Consider the following 13096-nt stretch of genomic DNA (forward strand, 5'->3'; position numbering starts at 1 on the left):
GAGCAGGCCGTCAGGCGCTGAGCCAGATCACCTCGGCGGCGTCGCCCACCGCGACGGGCGCCCCGTCGACCACGATCCCGTCGGCGGTCACCGTCACCTCGGCGCCCACCGCGACCCCCGCCGCCTCGATCACCCGCAGGACCTCGGGGTCCTGATCGCTCACCCGGAGCACGCGGCCGACGTGACCCACGGCGGCCGCGGCGAGCAGCACGAAGGGCTCGCGATCGACCTGGCCCGCGGAATCCGGAATCGCGTCCCCATGCGGGTCGAAACGCGGCCGACCGAGCCGGGCGTCGATGCCTTCGAGCAGTCGGTCGCTGATCGTGTGCTCGAGCACCTCGGCCTCGTCGTGGACCTCGTCCCAGCCGTAGTCGAACTCGCGCACGAGCCAGGTCTCGATCAGTCGATGCCGGCGGATGATCGCGAGAGCGCGCTCGGCGCCGGCATCCGTCAATCGCACCGCCCCGTACGGGACGTGCGAGACCAATCCTGCTGCGGCGAGCTTCTTGACCATCTCTGTCACGCTCGACGGCGCGATGCCGAGCTTCGCGGCGAGCACCGAGGGGGTGATCGGCGCGTCCTGCCACTCGGTGTGTGCGTAGACGGTCTTGAGGTAGTCGTCAGCTGCGGGGGATGCCACGGGTCCAGCCTAGGGATTCGCGACATCGACGAGGAGGCCGAAGGCGACTTGGCCGGCGAAGAACACGACGAGGAAGCCGAGCAGCGCCGCCGCGAGCGACAGTCGCCCGTCGAAGCCCTCGATCTGGGCGATGCCGATCTTCCTGGCGCGGAACGCGAGCACGAGAGTCGCGATGCCGAGGGCGAGCTGCACCCACGGACCGCCCACCGGGAGCACGTTCGGGAACGCGACCAGCAGGCCGCCGATCAGCCCGGTCGCGAGTCCGATCCACGTGAGAAGGCGGACGACGGATGCTGCGGGCATGTGATTCAGCGTATCCTCTCTCGGATCCGAGCCCTCGCCGCCTCCGGAATGAGCAGGGCGGTTTGCGCGGTCAGAAGTGCGTCTGCTTCAGAGTGCCGTACTTGATGAGGAGCTCCTCGAGCGCGGGGTGCCCGTCGGGGTGGTCGAAACGGATGGTCTTCCCGGTGCCGTCGCCGAGGACGATGTCCGAGCCGTTGGAGAAGAGCAGCGCAGACCATTGTGCCGACCACACGACCGCATTGCGATCGTCGGATGCCGTCACGCCGCCCTCGTCGAGTTCGACGGTCGTGATTCTGTCGGTGCCCTTCACCGGGAAGACGGCAGGGAACTCGGTGTTCTCCCACTCGCGGAAGTACGCCGTCAGCCCGATGCGGGCCTGCGGCCAGCCGGCGCGCAGACTCCGGCCGATACGCGAGACATGCACCTCGTGCTCGGCCCACGCGCCCTCGGCATCCACGAGATTCAGCACGAGACTGCCGCCGATCGGGTACGTCTCCCGGAACAGCTCTTCCTGACGCCTGTCGGAGGCATCGAGGTCGCTGCTGGCGAGGAAGGGCTGTTCGCCGATGATCTGCTGCCGGACGGTGAAGGTCCGCTGTGTCGCGGCCTTCTTGCGGCGCGAGCTCAGCACGCCGAAGAAGACGATTCCGATGAGCACGAGCACGCCGGCACCGAGAAAGATCAGGATTCCCAGGTCATCATCCACAGACGAAGAATAGCGGAGCACTGAATAGGCGTTCAATCAATGTCCGACGACACCGTCGGATCATCCGGTCGCCAGCAGCCACAGCAGTGCGCCGTTGAGGGCGATCAGGAGGATCGACGCCACGATCCCGGCCGCCGTCGTCCAGATGCGGTTCGCATACGACCCGAGAGTGCGTCGCTGTGCGGTGAGGACCACGAGCGGGATGAGGGCGAAGGGGATGCCGAAGGACAGCGCGACCTGACTGAGCACGAGCGCGAGCGTGGGGTCGACGCCGAGCCCCAGGATGACCAGGGCGGGGATCAGGGTCACGAGGCGTCGGGCCAGCAGAGGGATGCGCACGTGCAGCAGCCCGTGCATGATCTCGGCTCCGGCGTAGGCGCCGACCGAGGTCGATGCGAGACCGGATGCGAGAAGGCCCAAGGCGAAGAACGTCGCGACCACGGGGCCGAGACCTGCGGCGAGTGCGGCGTGCGCGCCCTCCAGCGAGTCGGTGCCCTCCACGCCGGCGAGGTTCGCGGCGGCGAGCAGCAGGATGCACAGGTTCACCGAGCCGGCGATGATCATCGCGATCGACACGTCCCAGCGGGTCGCCGTCAGCAGACGCCGGATGCGCGAGGGTTCCGTGCGCACGGCCTCGGCGGCGGCATCCGCCTTCTGCCCTCTCGCCCCAGACGAGCCGAACCGGTCGCGGGCGAGCGAGGAATGGGCGTAGATCGCGTGCGGCATGATCGTCGCGCCCAGGATGGATGCCGCGAGCAGCACCGAGCCGGTTCCTTCGAAGCGCGGGACGATTCCGCCGACGACTCCCGCGGGATCCGGCGGCGCGACGAAGACCCCCGCGACGAAGCCGAACGTGATGATCGCCATGAGCGAGATGATCACGAACTCGAAGTGGCGAGGTCCGCGGCGGCTCTGCACTGCGAGGACGATCATCGACACGGCGCCCGTGATGAAGCCGCCCAGCAGCAGCGGCACGTCGAAAAGGAGGTTCAGTGCGACCGCGCCGCCGATCACCTCGGCGAGATCGGTGGCCATCGCGACGAGCTCGGCCTGCAGCCAGTACGCCCGTCGCGCCCAACGGTTGCGCAACCGGGCGCCCAGCACTTCGGGCAGGCTCTGGCCCGTCACGACGCCGAGCTTTGCCGAGAGGTACTGGATGAGCCAGGCCATGATGTTGCCGGCCAGGACGACCCAGACCAGCAGATAGCCGTACTGCGCCCCCGCGGTCATGTTGCTCGCCACGTTGCCCGGATCGAGGTAGGCGACCCCGGCGACGAGCGCGGGGCCGAGCAGCCACAGGCTGCGAGGGGCGACGGCCGGCGGCGCCATGTCGATCACCGAATTTTTAGGCATGCCGAAATCGTAGCGGATTTTTCGGTCCACCTAAATAACGATCGGTCGACGGTTCTCGATGTCGGCATCCCGCGCGTGCTACACCAGGGAGGGGAGGGGAACCATGTCGCTGACGAGGACGAGCACCGCCTGGTGGGTGCTCTTGTTGCTGGCCGTGCTGAGTGTCTTCCCTGTGGCCGCGGCCACCATCTCGCAGGGGGCGGATGCCGGAACCGACGTGATGGACTCCTGCTGGGCGAGCGACCTGCCCGACGGGGTGGAACCCCACGACAACACGCTGCGCACCGTCGAGATCACGTTCATCCCGGCGGGTCGCCTGTGCGACTGGGAGGCGGGGGACACGCAGACCGGCTGGCCCACGACCATCGCCGCACTGATCGGGAGCATCATCGCCGTCGTGGTCACCGCCTTCGCGCTGCGTTTCGGCGGAGCGGCCAGACGGGTCGTCACGCTGCTGCCGCTCGTCGCCATCGCGGTGCTGTGGTTCGTGATGTGGTCGAGCACGCTCTACGTGATCATCGACTGACCGGCACCCGTGTCGGCCGCGGATACGCTGGCCTGATGGACGACGCGCAGGCGGGCTCAGCGACCCAGGACTCGGCACAGCCGGGATACGGCGTCGGACCCTGGCCAGGGGAGTGGCCCGAAGAAGAGCACTACGACCCGGAGCTCCTCGCCCACGGCGACACCCGCAACGTGATCGATCGCTACCGGTACTGGCGCATGGAGGCGATCGTCGCCGATCTCGATCTGCAGCGGCATCCGTTCCACGTCGCGATCGAGAACTGGCAGCACGACATGAACATCGGTTCGATCGTGCGCAGCGCCAACGCGTTCCTCGCCGACACCGTGCACATCATCGGGCGGCGTCGCTGGAACAAGCGCGGGGCCATGGTCACCGACCGCTACCAGCACGTCGTGCATCACGAGACGGTCGAGGACTTCGCCGCGTGGGCGGCGGATGCCGGCATCCCGGTCATCGCGGTCGACAACGTCGACGGGGCGGTGCCGGTCGACCGCGCCGAACTCCCCGAGAGCTGTGTCCTGCTGTTCGGCCAGGAGGGGCCGGGGCTCTCCGCCGAGGCGCTCGCCGCGGCATCCGCCCATGTCGAGATCACGCAGTACGGCTCGACCCGATCGATCAACGCGAGCGCGGCCGCCGCCGTGATCATGTACGAGTGGTGCCGGAGGTACGCCGCGTGAAGATCTTCCCCAGGATGGCCGCTCTGCCCGTGACAGTTCTCGCGCTGGCCGGCTGCACAGCTGTGACGGACGCTGCACCGTCTCCGGAGCCGACAGCAGTCGTGACGCAGTACACGCCCGCTCCCGAGGCCACACTCGAACCGCTGTCGGACGTGGAGATCGCGCTCGCTACCCAGGTGCGCGATGCGGCTGTCGACGACCTGAATCGGTGGACGGATCGGGAGATCATCGGCGTCGGCTGGTACATCTGCGAGCAGTTCGATCTCGGTGTGAGCGGCTTCGAACTCGAGGATGGACTCAAGCAGACTCGATTCAACGACGCGATGGTGGCGGCCTTCATGGAGCCATCCGTTTCTGCGCTGTGCCCGGAGCATGTCGACAAACTCGACGACGGCACGGTCTGAACGGACTCAGCCCAGCTTGGCCTCGACGTTGAGGTCTCGACCCACCGTGACACGCAGACCGTTCAGGCGGACCGCCGAGCCGGAGCGCGAGCCGTTGAGATCGAGAGTGCGGCCGACTTGCGCACGTATCGCTTTGCGAGCGGCGCGCAGCGCGAGCGCCACGATCGGGTTGCGGCTGCCGACCTCGAGTTCGTGCACCGTGACGACCGCGTCCGGGCTGATTCGCAGTCGTACCTTCGCCCGCGCCGAAGCGCTGAGCAGCCTCCATCGCGCGCGGACCCGGGCGGAGAGACGGATGCCGTCGGCTCCGTCCTGATCGAGGTCGACCCGGACGGAACGGATGACGAGACCCTCTGCGGCGAGAGCGGCGCGAGTCACACGCTCGAGCAGGGGGCCCACATCGGAACTGCGGATCGACGCGGAGAGCGCACCGCGCATCCCTTCGCCGTCGTCACGGAGTTCGGCGCCGAGCGCTGTCTCCGGCCGGGCCGAGTCGGTCGGCTCCGCATACTCGAGCCATTCGATCGGCGCATCGAGGAGTTCGACGTCGATCGTGAGCGGGATCTCGTCGATCCGCACCGGCGCGGCGATCAGCCGCACCCTGCGTGCGATCCCCGACCGCCGCGACCGGATCTCAGAAGTCGGGGACGATTCCGCCACGCCGCCTGTCGTGGCCGTCGCCGAGGGCTGTGGCCTCAGTCGAAGAGCCGCGCCGCTCGCATCGATCGTCAGATGCTCGAGGTCGTCGCCGCGGAGGTCGGCCGCGACCCGGACGTCGTCGAGGCCGTCGAAAACGTCGGCCGAAGCAGCGAGCTCATCGCGAATCCGGCGGATGACGGCATCCGCGTCTTCCGGCCAGGCGCTCATGCGTCCACCGAGATCCACCGACCCGAGCGCACCCGCCAGCCCAGCGTGCCGAGGCGCGCCAGGAGGTAGATGCCGAAGAAGGCGACGGCGAGCCAGATGAGGCCTGCCGCCCCGTCGACGCCGGTGGCCGCGATGATCCACAACGCGGGCAGGAACGGCACCAGGTTGATGCCGCCGGCGACCGCGAGATACTTCGCGTCGTTCGCCCCCATCAGCACGCCGTCGAGAACGAAGACGACGCCGGCGATGGGCTGGGCGACCGCGAGCACGATCAGTGCGGGCTGCACGAGAGCGGCTACTGCGGCGTCTCCGGTGAAGACGATGCCGAGGACTCCCGACAGCGCCCCGATCAGAGCGCCGACGATCACGCCGAACCAGGCGCCCCACGCGACTGTTCGCGCCAGCACGCGATGCACCTGAATCTCATCCCCTGCGCCGAGCTCCTTGCCGATCAGCGCCTGGGCGGCGATCGCGAGAGCATCGAGGGCGAAGGCCGCGGCCGAGAAGATCGTGAAGACGATCTGCCATCCGGCGAGCTCGGTCGTGCCGATCCCGGTCGCGATGCCGACGGTCGCGAGCAGGGCCACGCGCAGGCTCACGGTGCGCAGGAACAGCCAGCCGCCCGACCGCGCCGTGCTGCGGATGCCGCCGCCGTGCGCGCGCAGGGAGGCGCTGTGCTTCGAGGCGAGCCGCTGCACGACCAGCACGTACGCGGCGACCATGCCCCACTGGGCGGTGACCGTGCCGGCGGCCGATCCTGCGATGCCCCAGCCGAGTCCGTAGATGAAGACGTAGTTGAGCAGAGCGTTGGCGCCGAAGCCGAGACCGGCGATCCACAGCGGCGTCATGGTGTCCTGCATGCCGCGCAGCAGCCCGGTCGCAGCGAACACGATGAGCATGGCCGGCAGGCCCCACATCGAGATAACGAGGTAGGCGTTGGCCTCGGCGGCGACCGCGTCGCTCGCGCCGAACAGCGACACGAGCCACGGAGACGCCACGGCTCCGATCACGGCCAGCACGGCGCCGAGCCCGAGCGCGAGCCACATGCCGTTGATGCCGACGCTCACGGCCTCGCCCGGTCGACCGGCGCCGAACCGCCGCGCGACTGCGGGCGTCGTCGAGTAGGCGAGGAACACCATGAGCCCGACGACCGTCTGCAGCACGGCGCTCGCGATGCCGAGACCGGCGAGCGGTGCGGTGCCGAGGTGCCCGACCAGCGCGGCATCGACGATGAGGAACGCGGGCTCGGCGATCAGCGCGCCCAGTGCGGGCACGGCGAGGCGCAGGATCTCGCGGTTCAGGCTCACCCTCCGAGCCTAGGGGGATGCGGCGACATGGCGGCTCGTGCGCGGGGCCCGATCGGCGCGCGTCTTGAGGTGACGCCTCGCGTCGGTATCCGCGGCGGATTGCGGCAGCGGGCGCTACGCGAGCGCCGCGCGCGGCCCGAGCGCGCCCGGCGTACCCTGGAACCAGTCGGAGGTGCACATGACCGATCCACGAGAGGCCGCGGCCAGGTATCGCGCGCGGCAGCAGAGCGGCAGCGAGACGGATGCGGATGCCGAGACCGGCACGGCGCCGGGCGCAGGCGCGGCCGTGGACCGGGCCGCTTACATCGAGAGCGCGATCCAGGTGGCGATCCGCCGGGGCGATTTCGACGATCTGCCCGGTGCGGGCAAGCCGATCGAGGGGCTGGGCGACCACCACGATCCGGACTGGTGGATCCGCCGCAAGATCGAGAACGAGAACCTGACGGGGCTGGGGCCGCCCGCGATCCTGCTGCGCACCGAGGACCGCGAGCTCGACGACCAGCTCGACCTGCTCGGCCGCGAGTCCGACGTGCGCCACGTGCTCGAGGACTTCAATCGCCGCGTGCTCGAGGCCCGGCGGCAGCTGATGGGCGGCCCGCCCGTGGTGACGCAGCCGCGCGACATCGATGCGGAAGTCGCCGGGTGGGCGGAACGCCGCGCTGCGCGTCGTGCATTGCGTCCCGCCGACGCCGAGAGGCCCAAGCGGCGCCGCTTCGGCATCCGTCGCCGCGCTTGACCTGACAATGACCTGCGCTTCCGAAGAACGATTGCGCTTGCGAAGGACGTTTTTCGACCAAGCGTCCTCCTGAAGAGCGAACAGCCTTGCGACGCGCGTGTACTCGGCCGGGAGCCGGCCTGTCCTCCGATCCTGATGTCGGGTGCGCCGCATAGGCTGTCTCCATGACCCTCCCCGCAGGCCTCGCCATCGAAGAGTTCAGCTCCGACATCCGCCCGCAGGACGACCTGTACCGCCACGTCAACGGCACCTGGTTCGCCCGCACCGAGATCCCCGCCGACAAAGCCCGATGGGGCGCGTTCCACATGCTCGCCGAACAGGCCGAGAAAGACGTCAGGGCGATCATCGAGGAGTCGCAGGACGCTGAGGAGGGCACGCTCGCCCGCAAGATCGGCGACCTGTTCGCGAGTTTCATGGACACCGCGCGCATCGACGCCGCCGGTGTGACGCCGCTCGCCGAGACCCTCGCCGAGATCGACGCGCTCGACAGCATCCCCGCGTTCCTGCGCGCCGTCGGCGCCTACGACCGCGACGGCCGTGCTCACCTGATCGGACTGTACGTCGACGGCGACCCTGGTGACCCCGAGCGGTACCTGCCGGTTCTTCTGCAGGGCGGTCTGTCGCTGCCCGACGAGAGCTACTACCGTCTCGACACCTTCGAGGAGACCCGCGCGAAGTACCGCGAGCACCTCGAGCGGCTGCTCGCACTCGCCGGTATCTCGGATGCCGCGGCGCACGCCGACCGGGCGATCGCGCTCGAGACCGAGCTCGCCTCGCACCACTGGGACAACGTGCGCAGCCGTGACGCCGTCGAGACGTACAACCTCAAGACCTGGGCCGAGCTGCAGGAGCTCGCCGGCGTCGACCTCGCGCCCTGGCGCGAGGGAGTCAGCCCGTCGAACCCGGTCGCTCTCGACGAGGTCGTCGTCTCTCAGCCCAGCTTCTTCGAGGCTCTCGGCTCGCTCCTCGTCGCCGACCGGCTCGACGACTGGAAGGCGTGGCTGCGCTCCCAGGTGGTGCACGCGGCCGCTCCCTTCCTCACAGACGATCTCGTGCAGGAGAACTTCTCGTTCTACGGCACCGAGCTCTCGGGCGTGCCCAGCATCCGCGAGCGCTGGAAGCGCGGCGTCTCGGTCACCGAGGGCGCCCTCGGAGAGGCGATCGGCAAGGTCTACGTCGAGCGCCACTATCCGCCGACGGCGAAGGCCGCGATGGACGAACTGGTCGGCAACCTCATCGAGGCGTACCGGCAGAGCATCACGACCCTCGAGTGGATGACCGCCGAGACCCGCGAGCGCGCGCTCGCCAAGCTCGACGCCTTCACGCCCAAGATCGGCCACCCCGACGTCTGGCGTGACTACTCCTCTCTCGTGATCGACCGCGACGACCTGTTCGGCAACGTCCGCCGCGCGGCGATCTTCGAGCACGACCGTCACATCGACAAGGTCGGCAAGCCCATCGACCGCGCCGAGTGGCACATGCCGCCGCAGATGGTCAACGCGTACTACAACCCCTCGATGAACGAGATCGTGTTCCCGGCGGCCATCCTGCAGTACCCGTTCTTCGACGTGAGCCGTGACGCGGCGGCCAACTACGGAGGCATCGGCGCGGTCATCGGGCACGAGATCGGCCACGGCTTCGACGACCAGGGCAGTCGCTACGACGGCGACGGCAAGCTCGACGACTGGTGGACGGATGCCGACCGCTCGGCGTTCGAGGAGCGCACCAAGGCCCTCATCGAGCAGTACGACGCTCTGGTCCCCGAAGGGCTCGACGCCGAGCACCACGTCAACGGCGCCCTCACGATCGGCGAGAACATCGGCGATCTCGGCGGCCTCGGCATCGCGCTCAAGGCGTACGAGCTGTCGCTCGGCAGTGCAGAGGCCCCGGTGATCGACGGCTACACCGGCGTGCAGCGCCTGCTGTTGTCGTGGGCGCAGGTGTGGCAGCAGAAGAGCCGCGAAGCCGAGACCCTGCGACTGCTCACGATCGACCCGCACTCGCCGACCGAGTTCCGCTGCAACCAGATCGTGCGCAACATCGACGCGTTCTACGAGGCCTTCGGCGTGACCGAATCCGACGCCCTGTGGCTGCCGCAGAACGCCCGTGTGACGATCTGGTGACCTTTCTCCGGAGTTCGTGAAGGATCCTCACTCACGAGGGTTACGATATCCGTGCTGCTGGGGAGTGCATCCCCATGGCATCCCGCAATCCAACCCCCCTCAAAGGATCACGCGTGGGCGCTCCCGAGCCGGTCGAAGGCTTCCGCCACTCGTCGAGCTCTGACTCTCCGTCAGGTCGGCGGTCTCAGCGCGCGGTACGGCGGCTGCCGCGCCGCGCGGCGATCGGCAAGCGGTCGTTCACCTCGACCCTGCGCTCTCTCGAGATGCTGGCGGATGCCGGTGCGCAGGTGTCGGTGCACGTCGTCGACCTCGATTCCCACGTGCACGTGCTCTCCGGCGACGACCACGTGACAATGCCGATCGCGGGACTCGGAGTCGTGCCGTTGCTCGTCGAGGTCGCGGCCGCGTTCGAGGCGGGAACCCTCGATCCTCTCGAGATCGTGGAGCGCGCCGCCACCGACCAGGTCTCGACCTCAGGGGTGTGGCGGCACCTGCACGCGCCGGCGCTGCCGCTGGAAGATCTCGCCGTGCTCGCGGCCACCGCGGGTGATCCGATCGCGGCGAATGCGCTGCTGCAGAAGGTCGGTCACGACCGCGTGCGCGAGCGCATCGAGTCGTTGGGGCTGCGACGCACGGCGCTGCTCGACCGCTTCCGCGACCAGCGCGGTCCCGACGACGCCCCGCACGTCGCGGTGGGCTCGTCTCGTGAACTCGCGGGCCTGTTCTCCGCTCTGGTCAACTCGCAGGTCGTCGATGCGGCGGTGAGCGCCCAGGTGTCGGAGTGGCTCAGCCTCAACCAGGATCTCAGCCTCGTGGCGGCATCCACCGGACTCGATCCGTTCGCGCACGACCACGACGCCCACGGGCTGCTGTTCATAAACAAGACCGGCCGTGACCGCGGTGTCCGCGCCGAGGCGGGCGTGCTCGCGGGACCCCGTGCAGGCGTCGCCTACTCGCTGATCGTCTGCTTCGACGACCTCTCGATCGCGCACCGCCTGCGTGCGCACGACGCATTCCGCGTCCTCGGCGTCGAACTCATGGAGTACACGCACTAGTTCTCCCGCCGTCTAGCATCGAGGCATGCCTCACCCCGACTGGACCCCGCATCGCCGTGACGACGGAGAGCTCCTCGGCTGGATCCACCCGGAAGGCGACGAATGGGTCGCCGTCGACGTGCTCGGGCGCCCGGCATCCGCTCCCGTCGAGTGGCTCGACGCCGAGGCCGCACTCGAAGAGCACGGCATCGCCTGGCTGGCGGACGCGTGGATGCTGGAGGGCGAAGGCGACCGGCCGCTGCGCGTGCGCATCGTCGAGGTCACGCCCGACGAAGCGGGTGCGCCCGGCAGGATCGTGGTGAAGATCGACGACTTCGGCGACATGACCCGTCCGGCGACCGCGCAGTTCACGCTGGCGTGGCCGATCCCCGACCGGTTGCGTCCGCCGCGCGACGGCGACCCCGATCCGCGCGAGATCACGCGCTGACGGTCAGCTCGGCAGCGACGGATGCTGCTCCGCTGAGCGCTGCCGGGGAATGAACAGCGACAGCACGACGGCCACGGCTCCGGCCACGATCGCGAGCCAGAAGCACACGTCGAACGCGGCGCGCGTCGGCACGGCGACGCCGTCGACCGTCACGCTCATCGCCGCGAGCACCCCGCCCATCACCGCCGAGGCGCTCGACGTGCCGACCGAGCGGAAGAGCGCGTTCAAGCCGTTCGAGGCGCCGGTCTCGTTCGCCGGCACGGAGCGCATGATGATCATCGGCATCGCTGCGAACGTGAAGCCGATACCGACGCCGATGAGGAGGTTGGCGACGAAGATGTGCCAGACCTCGCTCGACCACAGCAGCACGAACACGTAGGCGAGCACGATCGCGACGGCGCCGACGGTGAAGAGCGGTCTGGGTCCGACCGTGCGCTCGAGCCAGCCGGAGAGCGGGGAGATGACCATCATCACGAGACCGGCCGGCATGATGATGAGCGAGGCGCCCACCATGTCGAGTCCGAACCCCGAGCCGCTGCCGACCGGCATCTCGAGGAGCTGAGGGAACGTGACGTTCGAGGCGAACAGGGCGAAGCCCATGCCGATCGCGGCGATGTTGGTGAACAGCACGGCGGGGCGGGCGGCGACGCGCAGGTCGAGCAGGGGGTCCTTCGTGCGCAGCTGGTACCAGCCCCAGACGAGCAGCACCACGATGCCGCCGATGACGCAGGTGAGCGTGAACGGAGCGGTCCATCCCCACTCCGCGCCGCGGGAGACGAACAGCAGGATTCCGGTGAGTCCGATCGCAAGGCCGATGGCGCCGATCACGTCGAGCCGGCCGGAGGAGCGGAGCACGTCCTCGGGGACGGTGACGACGACCAGCAGGAGTCCGATCACGCCCAATGCCGCTGCGAGCCAGAACAGCCAGTGCCAGTCGGCGTTCTCGGCGAGGATCGCGGCCACCGGCATCCCAATCGCCCCGCCGACGCCCATCGTCGCGCTCATGAGTGCGACCGCCGTGCCCAACCGCTCGGGCGGCAGGGCGTCGCGCATCACGGCGATGCCGAGCGGCACCACACCGGTCACGGCCCCCTGCAGGGCACGGCCGATGATGACGCCCACGATCGAGCCCGACAGCGCCGCGATCGTCGAGCCCACGATGAGGAGGGCGAGCAGCACGATGATTACCCGGCGCTTGCCGTACATGTCACCCAGTCGGCCGGAGATCGGCGTGGCGACGGCGGCGACGAGGAGCGTGATCGTGACGACCCACGTGGTGTCTTCGCGAGACGCGTTCAGCAGGTGGGGGAGCTCGGCCTGCAGCGGCACGACGAGCGTGAACATGAACGACGAGCAGAGACCGGCGAAAGCCAGCACGGCGACGATCGCCCATTTCGGGGAACTGCGGGAGAGCCGTCTGCGTGCGCGCTCGTCGTTCTCTCCCATCGGTTCAGGCTATCGGCGTTCCGGAGAGCGGGACGCGTCGGCGCAGAACTGCCGGGTCACGATGGCAGGACGAATTCGCCCGTCTCGCCGGGGTTGACCGCGATCTCCCAGCGGAAGCCGTCGGGGTCGGTGAAGTACCCCGAGTACCCGCCCCACTCCCGCTGCACACCAGGACTGACCGGGGCCCCGAGCAGAGCGGCCTCGGCGAGCACATCGTCGACCTCGGCGGGGGTGGCGAGATTGTGCGCGAGGGTGATCGGTGCGACACCGGATGCCGGTGCCTCGCCGACCTCGGCCGTGAAGCCCTCGATCGACCACAGCGACAGGATCACCCGCTCCGCGACGGGGAACATGAGCACGTCGTCGCCGGAGAACACCGGCTCCCAGCCGAGGCCGTCGACGTAGAAGGCGCGGCTGCGAGCGAGGTCGGAGACGGCGAGGGTGATGAAGCTGACACGTTGCTGCATGGCTCGAGTCTGGCACTGCCGTCCGACATCCTGGACGATCCGCCTGTCGCGTGCGAAGC

General features: G+C 69.1%; 15 protein-coding genes. 7 read left to right on the top strand and 8 right to left on the bottom strand.

Translation table 11 applies throughout. From position 1 onward, the window contains the following. Positions 1–10: 10 nt before the first annotated feature. The 4 genes from ACI3KT_RS17635 to ACI3KT_RS17650 all read right to left on the bottom strand — a co-directional run bounded on the left by ACI3KT_RS17635 (position 11) and on the right by ACI3KT_RS17650 (position 3002). Positions 11–640 carry a metal-dependent transcriptional regulator gene (locus ACI3KT_RS17635; protein ID WP_404905751.1) on the bottom strand — a complete coding sequence of 210 codons (630 nt, stop codon included), beginning with the start codon at positions 638–640 and terminating at the stop codon, positions 11–13. 9 nt (positions 641–649) lie between these two features. Further along, a complete protein-coding gene (locus ACI3KT_RS17640; RefSeq protein ID WP_292905089.1) occupies positions 650–943 on the bottom strand; it encodes a hypothetical protein in 294 nt (97 codons plus the stop codon). Positions 944–1013: 70 nt separating this feature from the next. Further along, positions 1014–1649: a hypothetical protein gene (locus ACI3KT_RS17645; RefSeq protein WP_404905752.1), complete on the bottom strand. Its 636-nt coding sequence runs from the start codon at positions 1647–1649 to the stop codon at positions 1014–1016. Positions 1650–1709: 60 nt separating this feature from the next. Beyond that, the gene (locus ACI3KT_RS17650; protein ID WP_404905753.1) at positions 1710–3002 is read right to left on the bottom strand and encodes an Nramp family divalent metal transporter; all 1293 of its coding nucleotides are present in this window, start codon (positions 3000–3002) and stop codon (positions 1710–1712) included. A gap of 103 nt (positions 3003–3105) precedes the next feature. On the opposite strand from ACI3KT_RS17650, the gene ACI3KT_RS17655 reads away from it, so the two are divergent. From ACI3KT_RS17655 to ACI3KT_RS17665, 3 genes are read left to right on the top strand one after another with little or no spacing between them, the layout of a single operon-like run. Next, a complete protein-coding gene (locus ACI3KT_RS17655) occupies positions 3106–3528 on the top strand; it encodes a hypothetical protein (RefSeq protein WP_404905754.1) in 423 nt (140 codons plus the stop codon). Positions 3529–3563: 35 nt separating this feature from the next. Further along, positions 3564–4205, top strand: a complete 642-nt coding sequence (locus tag ACI3KT_RS17660) for a TrmH family RNA methyltransferase (RefSeq protein WP_404905755.1) — start codon at positions 3564–3566, stop codon at positions 4203–4205. Further along, a complete protein-coding gene (locus ACI3KT_RS17665) occupies positions 4202–4609 on the top strand; it encodes a hypothetical protein (protein ID WP_404905756.1) in 408 nt (135 codons plus the stop codon). The genes ACI3KT_RS17660 and ACI3KT_RS17665 overlap by 4 nt, the downstream gene beginning before the upstream one ends. 6 nt (positions 4610–4615) lie before the next feature. Here the strand turns inward: ACI3KT_RS17665 and ACI3KT_RS17670 are convergent, their stop codons facing one another. Both ACI3KT_RS17670 and ACI3KT_RS17675 read right to left on the bottom strand, forming a co-directional pair. Beyond that, positions 4616–5476 carry a hypothetical protein gene (locus tag ACI3KT_RS17670; RefSeq protein WP_404905757.1) on the bottom strand — a complete coding sequence of 287 codons (861 nt, stop codon included), beginning with the start codon at positions 5474–5476 and terminating at the stop codon, positions 4616–4618. After that, positions 5473–6783 carry an MATE family efflux transporter gene (locus ACI3KT_RS17675; protein ID WP_404905758.1) on the bottom strand — a complete coding sequence of 437 codons (1311 nt, stop codon included), beginning with the start codon at positions 6781–6783 and terminating at the stop codon, positions 5473–5475. The genes ACI3KT_RS17670 and ACI3KT_RS17675 overlap by 4 nt, the downstream gene beginning before the upstream one ends. Before the next feature lie 178 nt (positions 6784–6961). On the opposite strand from ACI3KT_RS17675, the gene ACI3KT_RS17680 reads away from it, so the two are divergent. The 4 genes from ACI3KT_RS17680 (at position 6962) to ACI3KT_RS17695 (ending at position 11124) form a co-directional block, all read left to right on the top strand. Next, complete coding sequence (locus ACI3KT_RS17680; protein ID WP_404905759.1) at positions 6962–7519, top strand: DUF1992 domain-containing protein; 558 nt, start codon at positions 6962–6964, stop codon at positions 7517–7519. 164 nt (positions 7520–7683) lie between these two features. Next, on the top strand, positions 7684–9642 hold the full coding sequence (locus ACI3KT_RS17685) for a M13 family metallopeptidase (RefSeq protein WP_404905760.1): 1959 nt from the start codon (positions 7684–7686) through the stop codon (positions 9640–9642). A 113-nt stretch (positions 9643–9755) separates the two neighbouring features. Further along, positions 9756–10697: a serine hydrolase gene (locus ACI3KT_RS17690; RefSeq protein ID WP_404905761.1), complete on the top strand. Its 942-nt coding sequence runs from the start codon at positions 9756–9758 to the stop codon at positions 10695–10697. A 25-nt stretch (positions 10698–10722) separates the two neighbouring features. Further along, positions 10723–11124, top strand: a complete 402-nt coding sequence (locus ACI3KT_RS17695) for a hypothetical protein (RefSeq protein WP_404905762.1) — start codon at positions 10723–10725, stop codon at positions 11122–11124. A gap of 3 nt (positions 11125–11127) precedes the next feature. On the opposite strand, the gene ACI3KT_RS17700 is transcribed toward ACI3KT_RS17695, so the two are convergent. Further along, positions 11128–12570, bottom strand: a complete 1443-nt coding sequence (locus tag ACI3KT_RS17700; protein WP_404905763.1) for an MFS transporter — start codon at positions 12568–12570, stop codon at positions 11128–11130. Positions 12571–12626: 56 nt separating this feature from the next. Then, positions 12627–13037, bottom strand: a complete 411-nt coding sequence (locus tag ACI3KT_RS17705) for a VOC family protein (protein WP_292905130.1) — start codon at positions 13035–13037, stop codon at positions 12627–12629. Positions 13038–13096: the final 59 nt, after the last annotated feature.

The sequence above is a fragment of the Microbacterium sp. ZW T6_19 genome, assembly GCF_044987465.1.
Taxonomy (GTDB): Bacteria; Actinomycetota; Actinomycetes; order Actinomycetales; family Microbacteriaceae; genus Microbacterium; species Microbacterium natoriense_A.